Annotated in this window: 11 protein-coding genes; 9 read left to right on the forward strand and 2 right to left on the reverse strand. The window is 65.8% G+C overall.

Annotated features, from left to right (window positions below; genetic code table 11):
- Positions 1-87: 87 nt before the first annotated feature.
- The 6 genes from U0004_RS12620 to U0004_RS12645 all read left to right on the forward strand — a co-directional run bounded on the left by U0004_RS12620 (position 88) and on the right by U0004_RS12645 (position 15368).
- A complete protein-coding gene (locus tag U0004_RS12620; protein WP_070253649.1) occupies positions 88-978 on the forward strand; it encodes a LysR family transcriptional regulator in 891 nt (296 codons plus the stop codon).
- A gap of 143 nt (positions 979-1121) precedes the next feature.
- The gene (locus U0004_RS12625) at positions 1122-4160 is read left to right on the forward strand and encodes a CHASE domain-containing protein (protein WP_070253648.1); all 3039 of its coding nucleotides are present in this window, start codon (positions 1122-1124) and stop codon (positions 4158-4160) included.
- Positions 4161-4235: 75 nt separating this feature from the next.
- On the forward strand, positions 4236-7655 hold the full coding sequence (gene recC / locus U0004_RS12630; RefSeq protein WP_115057465.1) for an exodeoxyribonuclease V subunit gamma: 3420 nt from the start codon (positions 4236-4238) through the stop codon (positions 7653-7655).
- Positions 7652-11323, forward strand: a complete 3672-nt coding sequence (gene recB / locus U0004_RS12635) for an exodeoxyribonuclease V subunit beta (RefSeq protein ID WP_070253647.1) — start codon at positions 7652-7654, stop codon at positions 11321-11323. Before recC ends, recB begins: the two co-directional genes overlap by 4 nt.
- Positions 11313-13271: an exodeoxyribonuclease V subunit alpha gene (gene recD, locus U0004_RS12640; RefSeq protein WP_070253646.1), complete on the forward strand. Its 1959-nt coding sequence runs from the start codon at positions 11313-11315 to the stop codon at positions 13269-13271. Before recB ends, recD begins: the two co-directional genes overlap by 11 nt.
- Positions 13272-13430: 159 nt before the next feature.
- On the forward strand, positions 13431-15368 hold the full coding sequence (locus U0004_RS12645) for a methyl-accepting chemotaxis protein (RefSeq protein WP_071653603.1): 1938 nt from the start codon (positions 13431-13433) through the stop codon (positions 15366-15368).
- A 4-nt stretch (positions 15369-15372) separates the two neighbouring features.
- Here the strand turns inward: U0004_RS12645 and U0004_RS12650 are convergent, their stop codons facing one another.
- A complete protein-coding gene (locus tag U0004_RS12650) occupies positions 15373-16272 on the reverse strand; it encodes a LysR family transcriptional regulator (RefSeq protein ID WP_070253645.1) in 900 nt (299 codons plus the stop codon).
- A 109-nt stretch (positions 16273-16381) separates the two neighbouring features.
- Here U0004_RS12650 and U0004_RS12655 point away from each other — a divergent pair, with 109 nt between their 5' ends.
- A complete protein-coding gene (locus U0004_RS12655; RefSeq protein WP_070253644.1) occupies positions 16382-17314 on the forward strand; it encodes a DMT family transporter in 933 nt (310 codons plus the stop codon).
- On the opposite strand, the gene U0004_RS12660 is transcribed toward U0004_RS12655, so the two are convergent.
- Positions 17315-18193, reverse strand: coding sequence for a serine hydrolase (locus U0004_RS12660; protein ID WP_035826880.1), 879 nt, complete (start codon positions 18191-18193; stop codon positions 17315-17317).
- A 415-nt stretch (positions 18194-18608) separates the two neighbouring features.
- On the opposite strand from U0004_RS12660, the gene U0004_RS12665 reads away from it, so the two are divergent.
- Both U0004_RS12665 and U0004_RS12670 read left to right on the forward strand, forming a co-directional pair.
- Positions 18609-19868 (forward strand): sensor histidine kinase, encoded by a 1260-nt coding sequence (locus U0004_RS12665; protein WP_070253643.1) that lies wholly within the window; start codon positions 18609-18611, stop codon positions 19866-19868.
- Positions 19865-20614, forward strand: coding sequence for a LytR/AlgR family response regulator transcription factor (locus U0004_RS12670; RefSeq protein WP_034777866.1), 750 nt, complete (start codon positions 19865-19867; stop codon positions 20612-20614). Before U0004_RS12665 ends, U0004_RS12670 begins: the two co-directional genes overlap by 4 nt.
- Positions 20615-20637 lie beyond the last annotated feature (23 nt).

A 20637-nucleotide genomic window follows, 5' to 3' on the forward strand; every position in this document is an offset into this window, starting at 1 on the left:
GAATGAAGAAGCCGCCATCATATTATTTTCCAATTCATTGATAATTAGCGATAAAATAATAAGATATTCAACTGGAAGGAAAGAATCATGGATATCCTGGCGCACATGCGCGTGTTTCGCAAGGTGGTCGAGCGCGACAGCTTCAGCAAGGCGGCGCTGGACCTCAATCAGTCGGCGGCAGCCATCAGCAAGCAGGTGCGCCAGCTGGAGGCGCATCTGGCGACCGTGCTGCTGGTGCGCACGACGCGGCGCATGAGTTTGTCGGACGGCGGACGCGCCTATTATCTGGAATGCTGCCGCCTGCTCGATGAAATCGATGCGCTGGAACTGGCCACGCGCGGCTGCGCCGGCAAGGTGGCGGGGCGGCTGCGCGTGAATGCACCGCTGTCGTTTGGCCTGAAGGTGCTGTCGCCGCTGCTGCCGGTGTTCATGGACCGCTATCCGGAAGTCAAAATCGAAATGACCCTGGACGACCGCCTGCGCGACGTGGTGGGCGAGGGCTATGACGTGTCGCTGCGCATCCGCGCCGCGTTGGCCGATTCGACCCTGGTGGCGCGCCGCCTGGGCGACGTCGAACAGATGATTTGCGCGGCGCCCGCCTACCTGGCGCGGCGTGGCACGCCCCGTCAGGCGCAGGATTTGCATGGACACGATTGCCTGGCTTACCGCCTGGCCGAGAGCCCCGGCATCTGGCAGCTGGCCGGCCCGGAAGGGAGCAGCAGCATCGTCCTGCCCGTGCGCTTTTCCGCCGACAGCAGCCTGCTGCTGGCCGACATGCTGGTGGCGGGCATCGGCGTGGGCGCGCTGCCGTCGTTCGTCGCCGCGCCGCTGCTGGCCAGCGGCGCCCTGGTGCGCGTGCTGCCGTCGCACGGCATGGCCAGGCGCGGCGTGTATGCCTTGATGCCCGACGGACGCCATGTGCAGGAAAAGGTGCGCGCCTTTTGCGACTTCCTGGCCGGTGAGCTGCGGGAGGCTTAAGCGCGCGTTGTTTTCCAGTGCAACCATCATGCGCGCTTTTTTTCTTGCACAAGCGCGTCTGGCAGGAGCTTTGATAGTATCCTCGTACTTGCTGGCTGGCCGGAGCGCCGCACATTCGAGGAAACCGGAATAAGCGATTGACAATGCACACTTTGAGCAAGGGCGGGGCGGGATCAGGCATCAGGATCTGGGCGGGTGGCTTGCTGCTGGCATTGGCGGTGGGCGGCGCCCTGTATGCGGGTGCGGCGCGCACGGTCAATGACGACGCCGAACAGCGTTTCGACAATCTCACGCATGGCGCCCAGCATAGCCTGGCCACGCGCGTAAAAAGCTATTCCGACCTGCTGCGCGGCCTCGAAGCCCTGTTCCGCACCAGCGAGCACCTGACGCGCCGCCAGTTCCACGATTACGTGGCCGGCCTCGATATCGCGCGCCAGTTCCCTGCCATCGAATCGGTCAATTACGCGGTGGCTGTCCCGTCCGCGCAGCGCGCCGCCTTCATCGAGGCCGTGCGCAAAGACACCAGCCTGGCGCCGCGCGGCTATCCCGCATTCACCATCCGCCCGCCCGGCGAGCGGCCGGAATACGCGGTGCTCACTTACCTGGAACCCGACTCCCTGCTGGCCGAGCGCATGGGCGTCGATATCGGCGCCAACCCGCTGGTGGCGCAGGCCCTGGCGCAGGCGCGCGACAGCGGCGAGGTCGGCGCGTCGGGCCAGGTGATCATGATCAAGGGACCGCCCGCGCACGTGGGCCTGGGCATGCGCCTGCCCGTGTACCGCAATGGCATGCCGCAAGGCAGCGTGGCCGAGCGGCGCGCCGCCTATCAGGGATCCGTCGGCATCGGCTTTGGCGTGGCGCAGCTGGTGCACAGCGCACTCGAACGCAGCGCCCTGGAACCGCTGCACCTGACCCTGTACAGCGCCGCCGAGGCGCTGCCTGCCGACGGCGTCTGGCGCATCACGCCGCAGGACCGCCTGCTGTTCAACGACGGTGGCGACCTGACGGCCCCGCCGCCGCAACCGGGCAGCGATGCCGACTATTTCGACCAGGTGCTGCCGGTGGCGTACCAGGGCGGCCTGTGGAAAGCCCATTTCCGCGTGCGCAAGGCGGAGCTGTACAGCCCCTTCGACCGCTATTTTCCATGGCTGGCGCTGGCCGTCGGCGTGGCCGGCACCCTGCTCATTTATGGCTATATCTTTACCTTGTATCGCTCGCGCCGCAACGCGGTGGCGCAGCGCACCTTGCTCGATACGGTGCTCGACAGCGTCGACGCCTACGTCTACATGAAGGATGCCGACCTGCGCTACCGCTACGTGAATGCGCGCACGGCGAAGATACTGGGCCGTTCGGCGGAGCAGCTGATCGGCCGCCAGGACGGCGAATTGATGCTCGGCGATGCGGCGGCATCCGCGCAGCGCACGGAGCGCCAGGTGTTCGACAGCGGCGCCAAGTTCGTCGGCGAGGAGCGCTTCGTCGACGCGCAAGGGCAGGTGCATCACCTGTGGAGCGTGAAGGTGCCGCTGGGCTTGCCCGGTCCCGTCACGGGCCTGATCGGCCTGTCCACCGACGTGACGGAACTGCACCGGCTGAAGGAGCAGGCCGACGCGGCCAGCCAGGCCAAGAGCGACTTCCTGTCGAACATGAGCCATGAAATCCGCACGCCGATGAACAGCATCATCGGCATGGCGCACCTGGCGCTGAAATCCGTGGCCGACGCGCGCCAGCGCGACTATCTGCAGAAAATCTTCCATTCGGGCCAGCATTTGCTGGGCCTGATCAACGACATCCTCGATTTTTCCAAGATCGAGGCGGGCAAGCTGGAACTGGAAGTGCTGGATTTCCGTCTCGATACCCTGCTGGCGAACATCGCCAGCCAGCTCGGCGATGCGGCCGCCGTCAAGGGCCTGGCACTGCAATTCGATATCGCGCCGGAACTGACGCAGCGCTGGCGTGGCGACCCGCTGCGCCTGGAGCAGGTCTTGCTGAACCTGGCCAGCAACGCCATCAAGTTTTCCGACAATGGCAGCATCTTCGTGCGCGTGCGCCAGTCCGAGGAGCGGGGCAGCCACAGCATGCTGCGCTTCGAAGTGCAGGACCGGGGCATCGGCATGAACCAGGAAGAGGTGGCGCAGCTGTTCCGCTCCTTCCACCAGGCGGACCCGTCGACCACGCGCAAGTATGGCGGCAGCGGCCTGGGACTGGTGATCAGCAAGCAGCTGGTGGAGCTCATGGGCGGCAAGGTGGGCGTGTACAGCCAGCCTGGCCTGGGCAGCACCTTCTGGTTCACGGCGCGCCTGGAGAAGAGCACGCAGGCCAGCGACGAGCGCATCGCCGAAGTGGAGCCGGAAGTGCTGGGAGTGATACGCGGCGCGTCCATCCTGCTCGTGGAAGATAACGTCTTCAGCCAGCAGGTGGGCTGCGAATTGCTGGAAGACGCCGGCGCCACCGTCTGCGTCGCCTGCAATGGCCGCGAGGCGCTGGAATTGCTGGCCCACCAGCGCTATGACTGCGTGCTGATGGACGTGCAGATGCCGGAAATGGACGGCTTCGAGGCGACGCGCCGCATCCGCGCCGATCCGCAGCTTGTCGGCCTGCTGGTGATCGCCATGACGGCCAATGCGGGCAGCGAAGACCGCGCCCGCTGCCTGGCGGCGGGCATGGACGAATTCGTGACCAAGCCGATCGCCCCGAATCTGCTGTTTCACCTGCTGGCGAAATGGTTCCGCCTGCGTGGAGGCATTGGCGGCATCGGCCATGCGCGCGCGGGCGAGAGGCCGGCGGCAGCGCCGAAAGCGCCGCCATCGGCCGCGTCGCCGGAATTGCGCGACACGGCCATCCTCGACCTGGCCACGCTGGCGCTCACGTTCAGCAATGACGCCGTGAAGATGCGCAAGTACACCCAGCTGTTTCTCGATACGGCGCGCGACGGCATCGCCGAAATGGAGCAGGCCATGGCGCTGGAAGACTTGGGGCGCCTGGCCGACCTGGGCCACCGCAGCAAATCGTCGGCGCTGGCCGTGGGCGCGCATGCCTTTGCGGGCCTGTGCACGTCGATCGAAGGCTTGCGCCTGGGCGGCGACCTGCAGCAGGCGCGCGCCTTGCTGACGGCGCTCGGGCCGGCGCTGGCGCAGGTGGCAGAACAAATTTCAGTGGAATTTGCCGCCAGCGACGCCCCCTGACCCAAGCAGCGGCGATAATATGCCTTTGACGTCTCTGGCCACCCGGCCGGAGGCGCGGCAACCCATCGGATCAGCATGCATACTCCCGTCACGCCCGGCCTCCTCATCCTGCATGGCAACCAGCTGGAACAGCTGCGCGCCGCTGTCTTCCAGTGGCTGCGCCAGCATCCGCTGGCGCCCCTGGAAACGGATATCTTCCTGGTGCAGTCAAACGGCGTGGCCGAGTGGCTGAAGATCGCCCTGGCCGAGGAGATGGGCGTGTGCGCCGCCACGCGCATCGCGCTGCCGGCGCGCCTGCTATGGGAAAGCTACCGGGGCATGCTGGGGCGCGAGCGCGTCCCGCGCGTGTCGCCGTTCGATAAGTCCCCGCTGACGTGGCGTTTGATGCGCTTGTTGCCGTCCTTGCTGACCGACCCGGTCTTCGCGCCGCTGCGCTACTTCCTTGCCGATGGCGATAGCGAACGCCGGCTGCAGCTGGCCGAGCGCCTGGCCGATTTGTTCGACCAGTACCAGGTCTACCGCGCCGACTGGCTGGCCGATTGGGCGGCCGGGCGCGACCAGTTGCGCACGGCGCGCGGCGAAGCGATTGTTTTGAAGGATGACCAGCGCTGGCAGGCGCAGTTGTGGCGCGCCGTGGCGGCCGACGTGGAGCCGTTCGAGCGCGACACGGGCCGCGCCGATATCCACGACGCCTTCCTGGCGGCGATCGCCGCCGGCGAAGCGCCTGCCGGCAAGCTGCCGCGCCGTGTCGTGCTGTTTGGCGTGTCGGCGCTGCCGTACCAGACCTTGCAGGCGCTGGCCGCGCTGGCGCGCCACACGCAGGTGGTGCTGGCCGTACCGAATCCGTGCCAGTTTTACTGGGGCGACATCATCGACGGGCGCGACTTGCTGCGCGCGGAAAACAAGCGCCAGCGCCAGCGCAACGGCACCGACCTGGCGCAGATTCCGCTGGAAGAACTGCATGCGCACAGCCACCCGCTGCTGGCCAGCTGGGGCAGGCAAGGGCGCGATTTCATCCGCATGCTCGACGAATTCGACGAACACGCGCAAGCCGAGGGTCGCGACGACAGCCTGCGCATCGACCTGTTTGGCGAGGAAACGGGCGAGACCCTGCTGCAGCAGGTGCAGGTGGCCATCCGCGAACTGCGCCCGCTGGCCGAGCATGAGCAGGTGCCGCCCGAGCCAGGCGACCGCTCGATCGAATTCCACGTGGCGCACAGCGTGCAGCGCGAAGTGGAAGTGCTGCACGACCAGCTACTGGCCATGTTCGCGCACAGCGCCCAGACGGGCTTGCGCCCGCGCGATGTGGTGGTCATGGTGCCCGACATCGACACTTTTACGGCCGCCATCCACGCCGTCTTCGGCCAGTACCGGCGCAATGACGAGCGCTTCATCCCGTTCGAGATCGGCGACGTGAAGGACCGCAGCGTCAATCCGCTGCTCGTCGCGCTCGAGTGGCTGCTGCAGCTGCCGCAGCAGCGCTGCCGCCAGAGCGAAGTGCGCGACTTGCTCGACGTGCCGGCGCTGGCGGCCCGCTTCGGCTTGCAGCCGGACGACCTGGTCACCCTGGGCGCGTGGATCGAAGGGGCCGGCGTGCGCTGGGGCCTGGACCAGGAACACCGCGCCGGCCTGGGGCTGGGCGCGGCCGGCGAGCAGAATGCGTGGATCTTCGGCGTGCGGCGCATGCTGCTCGGCTATGCCAGCGGCAGTGGCGCCAGCTTTGGCGGCATCGAGCCGTATGCGGAAGTGGGCGGCCTCGATGCGGCGCTGGCGGGGTCCCTTGCGCAGCTGGTCGAGGCGCTGCTGCACTGGCGCACCGTGTTGGCCGGCGCGCGCACGCCAACCGAGTGGGGCGTGCAGGCGCGTGTGCTGCTGGCCGCCTTTTTTGACGCCGACGACGAGGGCGACCGTTTGACCCTGGCCCAGCTGGAAGGCGCCTTGCAGGGCTGGCTGGAAACCTGCGAGCACGCGGGCTTTGTCGAGCAGGTGCCGCTGTCCGTGCTGCGCGTGGCGTGGCTGGGCGCGCTGGACGAGCCGACCCTGAACCATCAATTCGTCTCCGGCGGCGTCACATTTTGTACCCTGATGCCGATGCGCGCCGTGCCGTTCCGCGTCGTCTGCCTGCTGGGCATGAACGATGGCGATTTCCCGCGCCGCGCGCAGAAGGCCGATTTCGACTTGCTGGCGCTGCCCGGCATGGCGCGCCCCGGCGACCGTTCGCGCCGCGACGACGACCGCTACCTGATGCTCGAAGCCTTGCTGGCCGCGCGCGACAAACTGTACGTGAGCTGGGTGGGGCGCAATGTGCGCGACAATTCCGAGCAGCCGCCGTCCGTGCTGGTGTCGCAGCTGCGCGATTACCTGGCCGCCGGCTGGTCGCTGGACCGGCACCTTGCATCGCTGACCACCGAGCATGCGCTGCAGCCGTTCAGCCGCCGCTATTTCGAGGCCGATGGCTTGCTGACCTACGCGCGCGAATGGCGTGTCGCGCATGCCGATGCGGATGCGCAGGCCGCCGTGCTGCCGCTGGGTCCTTACGAGCTCGATCCCGGCACGCGGCTGAAGCTGGGCGAGCTGGCCAGCTTTTTGCGCCAGCCCGTCAAATACTTTTTCCGCCGCCGCTTGAGCGTGTATTTCGCCGATGCGGCCATGCTGGGCGAGGATGAAGAGCCGTTCGGCCTGAACGCGCTCGAGCGCTATCTGCTGGAAGACACCATGCTGGACGACGGCGGCGCCGTTGAAGCGCTCGATGACGTGCGCGCCAGCCTGGAAGCGCGCGCGGAAAAGCTGGCGCGCGAAGGCGTGCTCCCGATTGGCCTGATCGGGCGGCAAGTGCAGGCGCAATTGGTCGAGGCGCTGGTGCCCGTGCGCAGCGCGTGGCTGTCGCTGCGCGCCTCGTTCCCGCTGGCGGCCGAGAAGCGCGCCATCAACTTGCCGTTTGGCGAGCTGCAGATCGACGACTGGCTCGACAAATTGTGCAGCAACGGGCAGGACACGGCCTGGCTGATGCAGATTTCCTCGAAGGTGACGGACAAGGGCGGCCTGGCGCGCGGGGACAAGCTGATGCTGATGTGGCTGCGCCAGCTGGCCGCCGCCGCCCTCGGCTTTCCCGTTACCGGCTACCTGGTGGCGCGCGACGCCATCGTCAGCATGGCGCCGCTCGATCCAGCCACGTCGCGCGATGCGCTGGCCATCTTGCTGGCGCTGTGGCGCGAAGGCATGAACCATCCGCTGCCGACGGCGTGCAAGACGGGCCTGGCGCTGGTGCAGCAGGGCGACCCGCGCGCCATCTATGATGGCGGTTTTGAACTGTCTGGCGAGCGCGAAGAACTGTGCCTGGCGCGCCTGTGGCCCGAGTTTTCCGCATTGGCCGCGGAAGAAGCCTGGGAAGACTGCACGCGCGAGCTGTATGGCCCGCTGGCCGACTGGCTGCAAGAACACATCACGATCGACCCTATCAGCGCGCCCTTCGATGGCGCGGGAGAAGAACCATGACGAGCCATCTGCTCAACCCCCTGGCGTTCCCGCTGCACGGCTCGCGCCTGATCGAAGCCTCGGCCGGCACGGGCAAGACCTGGACCATCGCCGCGCTGTACGTGCGGCTCGTGCTGGGGCATGGCGACGACGACAGCCGTTTTACGCGTCCCTTGCTGCCGGCCGACATCCTCGTGATGACGTTTACCCGCGCCGCCACGCGCGAATTGTCGAACCGCGTGCGCGAGCGCCTGATCGAAGCGGCCGCCTATTTTCGCCACGAATTTGGCATTGAATCCGGCGGCAGCGACCCCTTTCTCGACGCCTTGCTCGAGTCCTATCCGGACGAGAGCGAACGGCAAAAGGCCGCGCACCGGCTGATGCTGGCCGCCGAGACGATGGATGAAGCGGCCATTTTCACCATCGACGCCTGGTGCCAGCGCATGCTGCGCGAGCACGCGTTCGACAGCGGCAGCCTGTTCGACGAAGAACTGGTCAGCGACGAGCAAGCCCTGTTCGAGGATGCGGCCCACGATTACTGGCGCCAGCAAGTCTATCCCTTGCCGCCGCAGGCGCTCGACGTGCTGCTGGCCTGCTGGCCCGACGTGGGGGCGCTGAAGAAGGGCGCGCGCGAGCTGGCGCGCCGCGCGGACATCATGGGCATGGCGGACGAGGAGCCATTATCCGCGCTGATCGCGCGCGAACAGCGGGCGCTGGCCGCGCAGCTGGCCACCCTGAAGGCGGGATGGGTCGAGCGCGTGGACCAGATGGCCGCCTGGATCAACGACCACCGCGCCGCCAATCCCAAGTGTTTTAACGGCGTCAAGATGAAGCCGGAGAACCTGGCGAAGTGGTTCGATGGCTTGCGCCGCTGGGCGCAAGACCCGCTGCTGCTGCAGCCGGCCATCACGGCCAAGGCGTGGGAGAGATTGACGCCGTTCGGCATCGAGGATGCGTTTGCCAAGAGTTTCACGGCCCAGGTGCCCGAGTGCTTCGAGCATACGGAAGGGCTGGGCATCGCCCTGGCGGGCCTCACGCCGCTGGCGCACAAGCTGCACCTGCATGCTGCGGCGGCCATCGCGCGGCGCATGGACCAGCTAAAACGCCAGTCGCGCCAGTTCGGCTTTGCCGACATGCTGCAGCGCCTGCACGACGCGCTGGCCGGCGAGAATGGCACGGCCCTGCGCCAGCGCATCATCGACCAGTATCCGCTGGCCATGGTCGATGAATTCCAGGATACGGCGCCCGCCCAGTACCAGATTTTCAATCTGCTGTACCGCATTGCCGACAACGATCCGGCCCTGGGCCTGTTCCTGATCGGCGACCCGAAACAGTCGATCTACGGCTTTCGCGGCGCCGACATCCAGAGCTACCTGGCGGCGCGGCGCGCGACGACGGGACGCCACTACCAGCTGGGCACCAACTACCGTTCGACGGCGCCCCTGGTGGCGGCCGTCAACCAGCTGTTCCTGCACGCCGAGCGCGCCGAAGTGCCGCTTGGTGCCTTCCGCTACCGGAAAAATGGCGAGAACCCGCTGCCGTTCGAAGCCGTCGATGCCAAGGGCCGCGCCGAATACCTGGTGAACGCCAGCGGCCCGCTGCCGGCCCTGCTGGCCGCCTGCGCCAGCGATGAAGGGCTGCGCGGCGACAGCTACCGCGAGTATTTCGCGCAGCACTGCGCCGAACATATCGTCGCCATGCTGGGCGATGCGCAAGCCGGTTTTACTGGCCCCGACGGTTTTACGCGCCTGCAGCCGGCCGATATCGCCATCCTCGTGCGCGACCGCAAGGAAGCGGCGGCCATCCGCCGCGCGCTGGCGCGCCGCCGGGTCGCCAGCGTGTACCTGTCCGACAAGGATTCCGTCGTCGACAGCGAGGAAGCGCAAGATGTGCTGCGCTGGCTGGCGGCGCTGGCCAATCCGCTCGACGGGGGACTGGCGCGCGCCGCCTTTGCCACGCGCACCATCGGCCTGTCGCTGGGCGAGCTGGCGCGCCTGTCCAGCGATGAACTGGAATGGGAACGCCGCGTCGAGCAGTTGAAGGCCTTGCACCTGATCTGGCAGCGCCAGGGCGTGCTGGCCATGCTGCGCCGCTTCATCCACGAGCTGCAATTGCCCGCCATGCTGCTGCAGCAGACGGGCGGCGAGCGGCGGCTGACGAATCTGCTGCACCTGGCCGAACTGCTGCAATCGGCCAGCCGCCAGCTCGATGGCGAGCAGGCGCTGATACGCTGGCTGGCCGAGCAGATCGCCGGCGAAGGCGAGGGCGGCGACGAGCGCGTGCTGCGCCTGGAAAGTGATGCGGAGCTGGTCAAGGTCATCACCGTGCACAAATCCAAGGGACTCGAATATCCGCTGGTCTATTTACCGTTTGCCGTCACGGCGCGCAAGGTGGACAAACGCAACCGCAGCTTCTTCGACTATGCGGGCGAGGATGGCGAACGCCGCCTCGACCTGTCCTTGTCCGACGAGGCCATGGCGGCGGTCGAAGAGGCGCGCATAGAGGAAGACTTGCGCCTGCTGTATGTGGCGCTGACGCGCGCGCGCCACTTCCTGTGGCTGGGCGTGGCCGCCCAGGCGGCGCGCAAGGCGGGCGAGAACACCTTGCACGAATCGGCGCTCGGCTACCTGCTGACGGGCGGCGACAAGCTGCCGGCGGAGCAGCTGCTGCTGCGCTGGCAGCAGGTGGCGGGCAGCTGCGACGCCATCTACGTGGCTTCTTTGGCGCAGCCCGATGCCTGCACGGTGCTGGACCGGGTCGAGCGGCGCCCCGAGCTGCGTCCGGCGCCCGTGTTCGCGGGCGAGTTCGAGCGCGACTGGTCGGTGGGCAGCTTTACGTCGCTGACGCGCCAGATCGGTGCCGTGGCGGCCGCGCACGTGCCGCAACGGGCGCTGGAGGAAACCCTGCTGGAAGATGGCACGGCTGTCGCCGTGACTTCGCAGATGCACATGGGCGACGCGCCATGGCACCGCTTCCCGCGTGGCTCCGTGCCCGGCAATTTCCTGCACGAGCAGCTCGAGTGGATGGGCAGCGAAGGTTTTGACAGCGTCCACGACGAGCACTTCAATACCCGTCTGGCCGCGCGCTGCGAGCGGGCCGGCTGGGGCCATCGCCAGGAAGACGCCATCGCCTGGCTCAGGGAAATCGCCCTCACGCCGTTGCCGCTGCTCGATGCGTCGCTGTCGCAGCTCGATAGCACCCTGTCCGAGATGGAGTTCTGGTTCCCCAGCGAGCATTTGTCCACGGGGGCGCTTGATCAGCTGTGCACGCGCTTGCTGCTCGATGGCGCGCCGCGTCCCGTGCTGCCGCGGCGCCAGCTGCACGGCATGCTGAAAGGCTTTGCCGACCTGGTCATCGAAAGGGATGGCCGCTACTGGGTGCTCGACTACAAGTCGAATGCGCTGGGCGCCAACGACGGTGCCTACCACACGCAGGCGCTGGCGGCCGGCATGGCGCAGCACCGCTACGACATCCAGGGCGCCATCTACATGCTGGCCCTGCACCGGCTGCTGAAAAGCCGGCTCGGTGATGCCTATGATGCGGCTGAGCACCTGGGCGGCGCCATCTTCCTGTTCTTGCGCGGCATAGCGAATGCGGATACACATGGCTGCTACTGGCTGGCGCCGCAGCTGGAATTGCTGGACGGCCTCGATCAACTGTTAGAAGAAACGGAACACCATGCAGCATGACGCACAGATGAACGCCTTGTTTGCCCATGTCGACGGCATCGCCGAGAATGGCCATCTGCGCCGCCTGAGCGCCGCCTTTGCCCGTTTCATCGCCAGCCTGGACGAGAATGCGCCGCATGCGCCCGCCGTGGCCGTGGCGTGCGTGGTGCTGTCCGAGCTGGAAGGACGGGGGCACAGCTGTTTGATGCTGTTTGAGCTGGCCAGCGAACCGTCGCAGTTGCTGGGCTGGAGCGAGGAGCTGTGGCATGCCGTGCTGGCCGTCTCCGGTCCGCTGCCGGACAGCGTCGATGGCTGGCGCGCGCTGCTGGCCGGCGCGCCGCAAGTGTGGCAGGTCGGTGCGGCCGATGCGCGCCAGCCGCTGGTGCTCGATGGCGACCGTTTGTATCTGCGCCGCTACTGGCGCGACGAAAGCCTGGTGGGCGAGAAAATCGCCCTCCGCGCACAGGATTTGATTGATCCCCCGCTGGCGCAGGTGCGGCAATGGCTCGACATCCTGTTCGACCAGCCCGCGCAGGATGGTGGCCCGGACTGGCAAAAAGTGGCGTGCGCGATCGCCCTGCGCGGCAAGGTGGCCATCATCACGGGCGGGCCGGGGACGGGCAAGACGTACACGGTGGCGAGCCTGTTGACACTGCTGTTTGCCGTCTCGCCGCAGCCGGAGCAGCTGCGCATCGCGCTGGCCGCGCCGACGGGCAAGGCGGCCGCTCGCCTGAAACAGTCGATCGACAAGGCGCTGGAAGGCTTGGCGGCGAAGGCGGGCGATGCCTTGCCCCTGCAGGAACTGGCGCGGCGCATGGGGGCGGCCCGCACCCTGCATAGTTTGCTGGGTGCGCGGCCCGAGACGCGCGCCTTTGCCCATCACGCGGGCAATCCGCTCGACGTCGATGTGCTGATCGTCGATGAAGCGTCGATGGTGCACCTGGAGATGATGGCCAGCGTGCTCGATGCCTTGCCGTCCACGGCGATCCTGATACTGCTCGGCGACAAGGACCAACTGGCGTCCGTGGAAGCGGGCGCCGTGCTGGGCGACTTGTGCCACGACGCGCAGGCGGGCGGCTACACGGACGCCACCATCGCGTATGCGCAGGCGGCCAGCGGCGTGGCCATACCCGCTGATTTTGCCGGTGCCGCCGGCGCGCTGGCGCAGCAGACGGTGATGCTGCGCCACAGCCACCGCTTCAGCGGTCCGATCGGCGAGCTGGCGCTGGCCGTGAATGGCGGCAGGCCCGATCTGGCCAAAGCGTGCTTCGCCGGCGACAGCGGCGGCCAGCTGGCGTGGAGCGTGCCGGCGCAGCAGGAAGACGTGCTGCGCCTGGCCTTGCGCGGACGCGCCGACGCACCGGGCGGCTACCAGCCTTACCTGGAACTGGTGAATGCGGGCGGCGAAGGCTACGCGCAGCATGACGACTGGGTGCGCGCCGTGCTGCACAGTTTTGAATCGTTCCGCATCCTGTGCGCCGTGCGCGAAGGCGAGTGGGGCGTGGCGGGCCTGAACACGGCCATCGAACTGCGGCTGGAAAAGGATGGCTTGATACGCCGCAGCGAATGGTATGTGGGCCGTCCCGTGATGGTCACGCGCAACGACTACGGCACCGGCGTGTTCAATGGCGATATCGGCTTGACCTTGCGCGATCCTGCGCGGCCCGGTTCCCTGCGCGTGTATTTTTTGGAGGGCGAGAATGTGCGCAGCGTGCTGGCCACGCGCCTGCGCCACGTGGAGACGGCGTTCGCCATGACGGTGCACAAATCGCAGGGCTCGGAATTTCGCCACACGGTGCTGGTGCTGCCGCAGGAAGGCGGCGCCATGCTGGCGTGCGAACTGGTCTACACGGGCATCACGCGCGCGCGCGACTTCTTTACCCTCGTCTCGCCCACGCAGGCCGTGCTGTTCGACGCGATCCTGCGCCGCACGCAGCGGGCCAGCGGCTTGAGGGGGCTGATCCGCTGATAGGTTGACAGGGTTCGATAGGTTTCCGCACGGAAATATATGTGTTGTATTCCGAATATTGATGAAAATTGTTCCGATTTTTGTGTGAAAATACTTGCGTAGAGAAAGCGGTGCAACAGCACTGTTTCACGCCATTAAAATCGAAACGAGGAGTCCATCATGTTGTCTTCCCTTCGCACGCGGCTGGTGCTCATTTGCGTGGCCATTGTCGTACTGTCCATGCTGGCCTTGTCGGTTGCCAATTACGTGACGACGCGCAGCAGCATGCTGGCGTCGTCGGATCAGCAGATGCAGCAACTGCTGCAAAGCCAGTCGGCAGTGCTGGCGCAATGGGTCGATGGCAAGAAAAAGGTCATGGCATCCGTTGTCATGTCCGCCGAGACGCCCGATCCGCTGCGCGCCTTCCAGATCGCGGAAAAGGCCGGCGATTTTGCGGAAGTGTTCATCGGCTATGCGGACAAGCGCTCCGTGTTTACCCATCCGGGCCGCCCGGCCGATTTCGATCCCACGGCGCGCGCCTGGTACACGGACACCGTCAAGGCGGGCGTGCCGATGCTCACGCCGCCGTATGTGGACGCGGCCAGCCACAAGCTGGTGGTGTCGTTTACGGCGCCCGTCGGCCCGAAAGAGGCGCTGCTGGGCGTGGCGGGCGCGGACGTGCTGCTCGATACGGTGATTGCCAACGTGGTGGCGATCAAGCCGACGCCGCACAGCTTTGCCTTCCTCGTCGACCAGAGCGGCACCATCATCGCCCATGCCAACAAGGATCTGAGCCTGCAGCCGGTGGCAAAACTCGATGCGGCGCTGTCGGCCGCGCAGGTCAACCGGCTGGAAAGCACGCGCACGAGCGATGCCGTGCGCCTCAATGAACGCGACGGCAAGCTGTATGTCACGCGCGTGGCGGGCACCGACTGGCTGCTGGCCGTGGTGCTCGATCAGCAGGAAGCCATGCAAGCCTTGCAGACGATGCTGACGACGGCCACCGTCACGGCCGCGCTGTTGACCGGGCTGGCGGCGCTACTGCTGTCGCTGCTGGTCTTCAAAATGCTCAAGCGCCTGGAACTGGTGCGCGATGCGCTCGACGACATCGCCTCGGGCGAAGGCGATTTGACGCGCCGCCTCGACGCTTCCGGCGTGGATGAACTGGCGCAGATCGCCGGCGCCTTCAACCGCTTCATCGACAAGATCGCCGCCGTTCTCGTGAAAATCCGCACGGCCAGCGAATCGGTCAAGGTTTCCTCGTCAGAAATCGCCGCCGGCAACCAGGACCTGTCGTCGCGCACGGAACAGCAAGCCAGTTCGCTGGAAGAAACGGCCGCCTCGATGGAGGAGCTGACCAGCACGGTGAAACAGAATGCGGACAATGCGCGCCAGGCCAACCAGATGGCGCAATCGGCGTCCAGCGTGGCCAGCAAGGGCGGGCAAGTGGTGGCGCAGGTGGTCGATACCATGGCCTCGATCAATGATTCGTCGAAGAAGATCGTCGACATCATCAGCGTCATCGACGGCATCGCCTTCCAGACGAATATCCTCGCGCTCAATGCGGCCGTGGAGGCGGCGCGCGCGGGAGAGCAGGGGCGGGGCTTTGCCGTGGTGGCGACGGAGGTGCGCAGCCTGGCGCAACGCTCCGCCGGCGCGGCGAAGGAAATCAAGCTGCTGATCGACGATTCGGTGGGCAAGGTCGATTCGGGAGCGCGCCTCGTCGACGAGGCTGGCGCGACGATGCAGGAAATCGTCGACAGCGTGCGCCGCGTAACCGACATCATGGGCGAGATCACGGCCGCCAGCGCCGAGCAGAGTTCGGGCATCGAGCAGGTGAACCAGGCCATCGCGCAGATGGACCAGGTGACGCAGCAGAATGCGGCCCTGGTGGAAGAGGCTGCGGCTGCGGCGGAAAGCCTTCAAGACCAGGCCAGCACCCTGGCGCAGGTGGTGGGCGTGTTCAAGCTCGATGAGGGGCAGGCGCCGCCGCCGCCGCAGCAGCAGCAACCCGTTCGGCCCGTGGTGCGCGCCGCGATGGCGCCGCGCCTCGCCAGCACTCCGGCAAAGGCGGCGGCCGTCAAGCCGGAGCGCAGCGAGGAGTGGGAGACTTTCTAAACTCTCAAGCGCGCCGGGGCGCCAGGGTCGGAGCCATCTGCCTGGCCACCTCGAAAAAGGCGTTGGTGGCGGGCGTATTCTGGCGCCGGTCGCGCACGGCCAGGCCCACCTTGCGGCTGACGGGTGGATTGAGCGGCAAGGCGACCAGTTCCGGATACTGCTCCCGCAGGCGCTGCGGCAGGGCCAGTTCTGCCACGATGGACAGGCCGTCGCCGCGGCTGACCATGTCGAGGATGGTGATCACCTGGCTGATGCGATAGGGCACGTTCGGCTGCAAGCCCGCGTTGGCGAACAGCGGTTCGATCAGGCAGGCGCATCCCGCCTCGGACATGATGAACGGCCCTTCGCACAGCTGCGCCAGGGTGATGGCGGTTTCGCTGGCCAGCGCATGGCTGCGCGGCACCAGCGCCATCATCTGGTCTTCCACCAGCGGCGCCGTGTCGAAGCGCTCGTCGGGCAGCACGACGAAGCCGACATCGACCCTGCGTTCGCGTATCCACTGCACCACTTCATGGTCTGCACCCTCGTCGATGCGCAAGTCGATGCCCGGATAGCGCTGGCGAAACTGGGCCGTGATGGCCGGCAGCAGATTCAACGATGACGTCGGGCCGAAGGAACCGATGCGCAGGGTGCCCTGGCGCTGGCCCAGCACGTCGGCCGCTTCCTGGCGCATGGCCTCCGACAAGCCGAGGATTTCGCGCGCGCGCACGAGCAGCTGGCGGCCCACGTCCGTCAGTTCGGCCGACGCCTGGTGGCGCACGATGAGGTCCACGCCCATCTCCTTTTCCAGCGCCTTCAAGGCGTGCGAGACGGCCGACTGGCTGATGCCCAGCTGCGCGGCGGCAGCGGAAAAGCCGTGCAATTCGGCCACTAGGGTAAAAATTTCCAGTTGCGTGAAGGTCATGGTGTGGTTTTGTTGAGTTATGAGTATTTACTCATTATTTCATGAGTTGATATTAGTATTAATATATATGGACGCCACCCGCCGCGCAAGCGGCCATACAGGATATTCCATGTCTTCTTCCGCCATACCATCAGCCGCCTTGCCTTCCGTGCAATCGCCGCTCGTCTACATCAAACTGATCTTTGTCGCCCTGTTCTGGGGCGGCACCTTTATCGCGGGGCGCGTGCTGGCGCAGCAGATGCCGCCCATGACGGCCGCCAGCGGCCGCTTCGGCGTGGCCGTGCTGTTGCTGCTCGTGCTGGCGTGGAAACTGGAAGGGGGCTTGCCGCGCCTGGACCGCAAGCAGCTGGCAACGACGGCCGCGCTGGGCCTGACGGGCATCTTTTTGTACAACCTGTGCTTCCTGGCGGCCCTGTCGCGCATGCCGGCGGGGCGCACGGCCCTGTTCGTGGCCCTGAACCCTATCGTCACGGCGCTGGCCTCGGCCATGCTGTTCCGCGAACGGCTCGGTTCCTTCAAGTGGCTGGGCATCATGCTGGCGTTTTGCGGTACGGCCATCGTCATCACGCGCGGCGATCTCGCCGGCGTGCTGCACGGCACGGGTGGCGGCATCGGCATGGGCGAGGTATTCATGTTTTGCGGCATTTCCAGCTGGGCCGCCTACACCCTGATCGGCCGGGTCGCGCTGAAGGGCTTGAGCCCGATTGCCGCCACCACGTATGCGTCGATGTGGGGCCTGGCCTTTTTGCTGGTGGGGGCGGCCGTGGAGTTCCCCACCGTGCCATGGCACAGCTTTGGCTGGCAAGTGTGGGCCGCCATCGGCTACCTGGGCGTGTTCGGCACGGTGATCGGCTTTGTCTGGTATTACGAGGGCGTGAAAGCGCTGGGCCCGTCGCGCACGGCCGTCTTCAACAACCTCGTGCCCGTGTTCGGCATCGTGCTGGCGGCGGTGCTGCTGGGCGAGCCGGTGCTGGCCTCGATGCTGGTGGGCGGCGCGGTAACGATTGCCGGCGTGGTGATGACCAACCGGCAAGCGAAGTAATTATTTTGCGCGGCGGCGTTTGGATGGTTTCGCCGGCGCTTTTTTGTGCCGGCTGACCGAGGCGCGCATCACTTTCGGCTCTTCGATGCCGTTCTCGGCCGCCAGCATGCGGCGGATGTTGACGGCGTCCATGGCGCGCACGGAATTGGCGCGCGCGTTGAGCAGGATCATGGTGGCGAACTTGCCGGCCGACTTGATGCGCATGATCAGGCAACGGCCCGCTTCATTCGTGTAGCCCGTTTTCGACAGGCCGATATCCCAGCCCTTGGCACCGACCAGGCGGTTCGTGTTGTGGTATTCCACGTCGCGGCCCTTGATCTGGATCACGTCCTTCGAATCCGTCGTGATGCGGCTGATTTCCGGGTAGCGCGAGGCGGCCACGGCCATCTTGACGAGGTCTGCTGCCGTCGACTGGTTGTTCGGCGACAAGCCCGTCGGCTCTTCGATCACGGTCTGGCGCATGCCCAGGGCCTTGATCTTGGCGTTGACGGCCACGGCAAATGCGGTGGGGCCGCCGGGGAACGTGCGCGCCAGTGAGGCGGCGGCGCGGTTGTCGGACGACATCAGCGCCAGTTGCAGCACGTCATGACGGCTCAGCGTGGCGCCCACGGGCACGCGCGAGGTGCTGTGTTTCAAGGTATCGACATCCTCGCGGTCGATGCTGATCTCTTCCTGCATATTCGCCTTTGAGTCGAGCACGACCATGGCCGTCATGAGTTTGGTCAGCGAGGCGATGGGCACCACCACGTTGGAATTTTTTTCAAGCAAGACTTTGCCTGTGCCGTCTTCGACCACCAGTATCGACTGGGAACCGAAGGGCACGGCGATGGCCGCTGTTGAAAGCGTCATCAGCACCGCGGCGAACATTTTTTTGAGCATGGAATTGTATGTGGGAAAGCAGTTTTGGGGCGCCATCGTGGGCGCTGCGCGCAAATCCGGAAACGGGCCGCATGGGGACGCGGAGTGTATCTCGGAGGCAATATTTGCCAAGCTTAAACAATACCATTAAAGATCAAGCGATGTCTACGGTACAGGCCCGCGACAAGCGGTGTTGCGGCCAATTTGGCAAATAAATGGGGCTAATCTTGCCGTAGTGAAAATTGTTACGCAATTATTGATTTCGCCTTGGAAACTTCGTATTATTTCAGCAATATTGGCAGCGAGGATCCGGCAGGCGCCATGTACCTCGTCGTTGATGCCTGTCCCTTCGTGCTTCGTCGCCCCGCGCTATGCCCTGCCACGGTGGCGCCGTAGACTGCGTTCATGCCTGAATCACAGACCAAGGGAGCGCATCGTGTTAAAAAAATATACGGATTGGTACCGCAGCATCGACGAAGAATCGCTGCTGGTACTGAAACATCCCGAGATGGCGGACCAGATCCAGGGAAGAGTGCGCCGCTACGTCGCCATGAAGCTGGTCAAGCTGACGCCGATCGAGCGCCAGCAATTGCACGATTTCCTGCTCAAGTACCGCGGCGCCGGTTTTTACATCGCCGCGTTCAAGCTGACGCTGCTGTTCAGCGCCATCGGCGTCACCCTGCACCTGCTGTTGCCGGCCCGGTTCGAATTGCTCAAGGCCCTGGTCTTCAGCAACGGCTTGGGTTTTGCGCTGGCGTGGGGCCTGGTGGGCGTCTGGTTCAATTACCGCAGTTCCGTGCGCTACAAGTTCAAGAAGCTTTTGTTGATCGTGTCGACCTGCGCGGCAGGGGTAGCGGCCGGCGTGCTGCTGGCCGGCTTGAGCGATACGGGTTCCATGGAAATGGCCTTCGAGCGCTTGCTGCGCGTGGGCGGCATTGCCTTGCTGGTGGCCGGGTTGTTTTATATGGTGCCGCTGGCGGTCGTGAGCACCTGGCGCAACCGTCAGTACGAAGCGCTGGCCCTGCAGCTGCAGCAGGATGCCGAGCGCGACCGCCTGGCGCGCGAACTGAGCGAATCGCAGCTGCGGCTGTTGCGCGCGCAGATCGAGCCGCATTTTCTGTTCAATACCCTGGGCGCCGTGCAACAGCTGGCCGAGCAGGGAGCGCAAGGCGCCGGCCGGGCCGCGGCATTGACGGCCGACCTGATCGCCTTTTTGCGCGCCAGCATGGCGGAGATGCGCAGCGAGCAAGTGCCGCTGCAAAGCGAGTTCGACATGGTGGCCGCGTATTTGCGCGTGATGCAGGCGCGCATGGGCTCCCGCCTGCGCTATGCGCTGGACTTGCCGGCCGAATTTGCACACGCGACGATTCCCAGCATGATCTTGCTGACCCTGGCGGAAAATGCCATCAAGCACGGTATTGAACCATCCTTGCGCGGCGGCGAGATCAGCCTGTCGGCGCTGCGGGTGGACGGCATGCTGCGCTTGCGCGTGCAGGACACGGGCATGGGCTTGCCGGCAAGCGCCGCGGGCAGCGCGCCGGAAGGCGGCCTGGGCCTGGAAAACGTGCGCAGCCGGCTGTCGCTGTCCGATCCGTCCGCCAGCCTGACCCTGCGCGACGGCGAAGAGGGGGGCGTGATCGCCGAGATATTGCTTCCCATTAAAATTGCATCCAGCCTGAAAGAACTTGCCGCATGAATGCCACCATCCTGATCGCCGAAGACGAGCCCCTGATGCGCGAACGCCTGCAAACGATGCTGGCGCTGGCCTGGCCCGAGGCACGCATCGTGCTGGTGGCGGAAAACGGCAACGATGCCTGGGACGGTTTCCTCGAGCATGAGCCGGACGTGGTCTTCCTCGACATCCGCATGCCTGGCCTGTCGGGCCTGGAAGTGGCCGAGCGTATCGGCGTGCGGGCGCACGTGGTATTTGTCACCGCGTATGACCAGTATGCCGTCGATGCCTTCGATGCGGGCGCCGTCGATTATCTGTTGAAGCCCGTGCAGGCCGAGCGCCTGCAGCGCGCGCTATCCCGGCTGCGCGACAAGCTGGGCGCGCAGCCGGCCGACATGGCCCACTTGCTGCAGTCGCTGCGCGCGGCGCTGCCGGCCGCGCCGCGCGAAAAACTGAAATGGATCAGGGCCAGCGTGGGCAAGCAGATCCGCCTGATCGACATTGACGACGTGCTGTTCTTTCAGGCCGACACCAAGTACACGCGCGTGGTGCTGGCCGGCTCGGAAGCGCTGGTGCGCACGCCGCTGAAGGATTTATTGGGTGGCCTCGATCCGGAACAGTTCTGGCAAATCCACCGCGGCACCATGGTCAACGTGAAAGCCATCGAGGCGGCCGAACGCATCGACGCCGAGCGCATGCAGGTGCTGCTGCGCGGCAGCACGGAAAAGCTGCCCGTCAGCCGCACGTTTACGTATTTGTTCAGAGATTGATATGATGGCAATGTTTTTAATCT

It is taken from the genome of Janthinobacterium lividum, from assembly GCF_034424625.1.
GTDB lineage: Bacteria > Pseudomonadota > Gammaproteobacteria > Burkholderiales > Burkholderiaceae_D > Janthinobacterium > Janthinobacterium lividum.

Bases quoted from the DNA above. Each gene is read 5' to 3' on its own strand.
- U0004_RS12620 (WP_070253649.1), top strand. From the start codon at position 88: ATGGATATCCTGGCGCACATGCGCGTGTTTCGCAAGGTGGTCGAGCGC.
- U0004_RS12625 (WP_070253648.1), top strand. From the start codon at position 1,122: ATGCACACTTTGAGCAAGGGCGGGGCGGGATCAGGCATCAGGATCTGG.
- recC (WP_115057465.1), top strand. From the start codon at position 4,236: ATGCATACTCCCGTCACGCCCGGCCTCCTCATCCTGCATGGCAACCAG.
- recB (WP_070253647.1), top strand. From the start codon at position 7,652: ATGACGAGCCATCTGCTCAACCCCCTGGCGTTCCCGCTGCACGGCTCG.
- recD (WP_070253646.1), top strand. From the start codon at position 11,313: ATGCAGCATGACGCACAGATGAACGCCTTGTTTGCCCATGTCGACGGC.
- U0004_RS12645 (WP_071653603.1), top strand. From the start codon at position 13,431: ATGTTGTCTTCCCTTCGCACGCGGCTGGTGCTCATTTGCGTGGCCATT.
- U0004_RS12650 (WP_070253645.1), bottom strand. From the start codon at position 16,272: ATGACCTTCACGCAACTGGAAATTTTTACCCTAGTGGCCGAATTGCAC.
- U0004_RS12655 (WP_070253644.1), top strand. From the start codon at position 16,382: ATGTCTTCTTCCGCCATACCATCAGCCGCCTTGCCTTCCGTGCAATCG.
- U0004_RS12660 (WP_035826880.1), bottom strand. From the start codon at position 18,193: ATGCTCAAAAAAATGTTCGCCGCGGTGCTGATGACGCTTTCAACAGCG.
- U0004_RS12670 (WP_034777866.1), top strand. From the start codon at position 19,865: ATGAATGCCACCATCCTGATCGCCGAAGACGAGCCCCTGATGCGCGAA.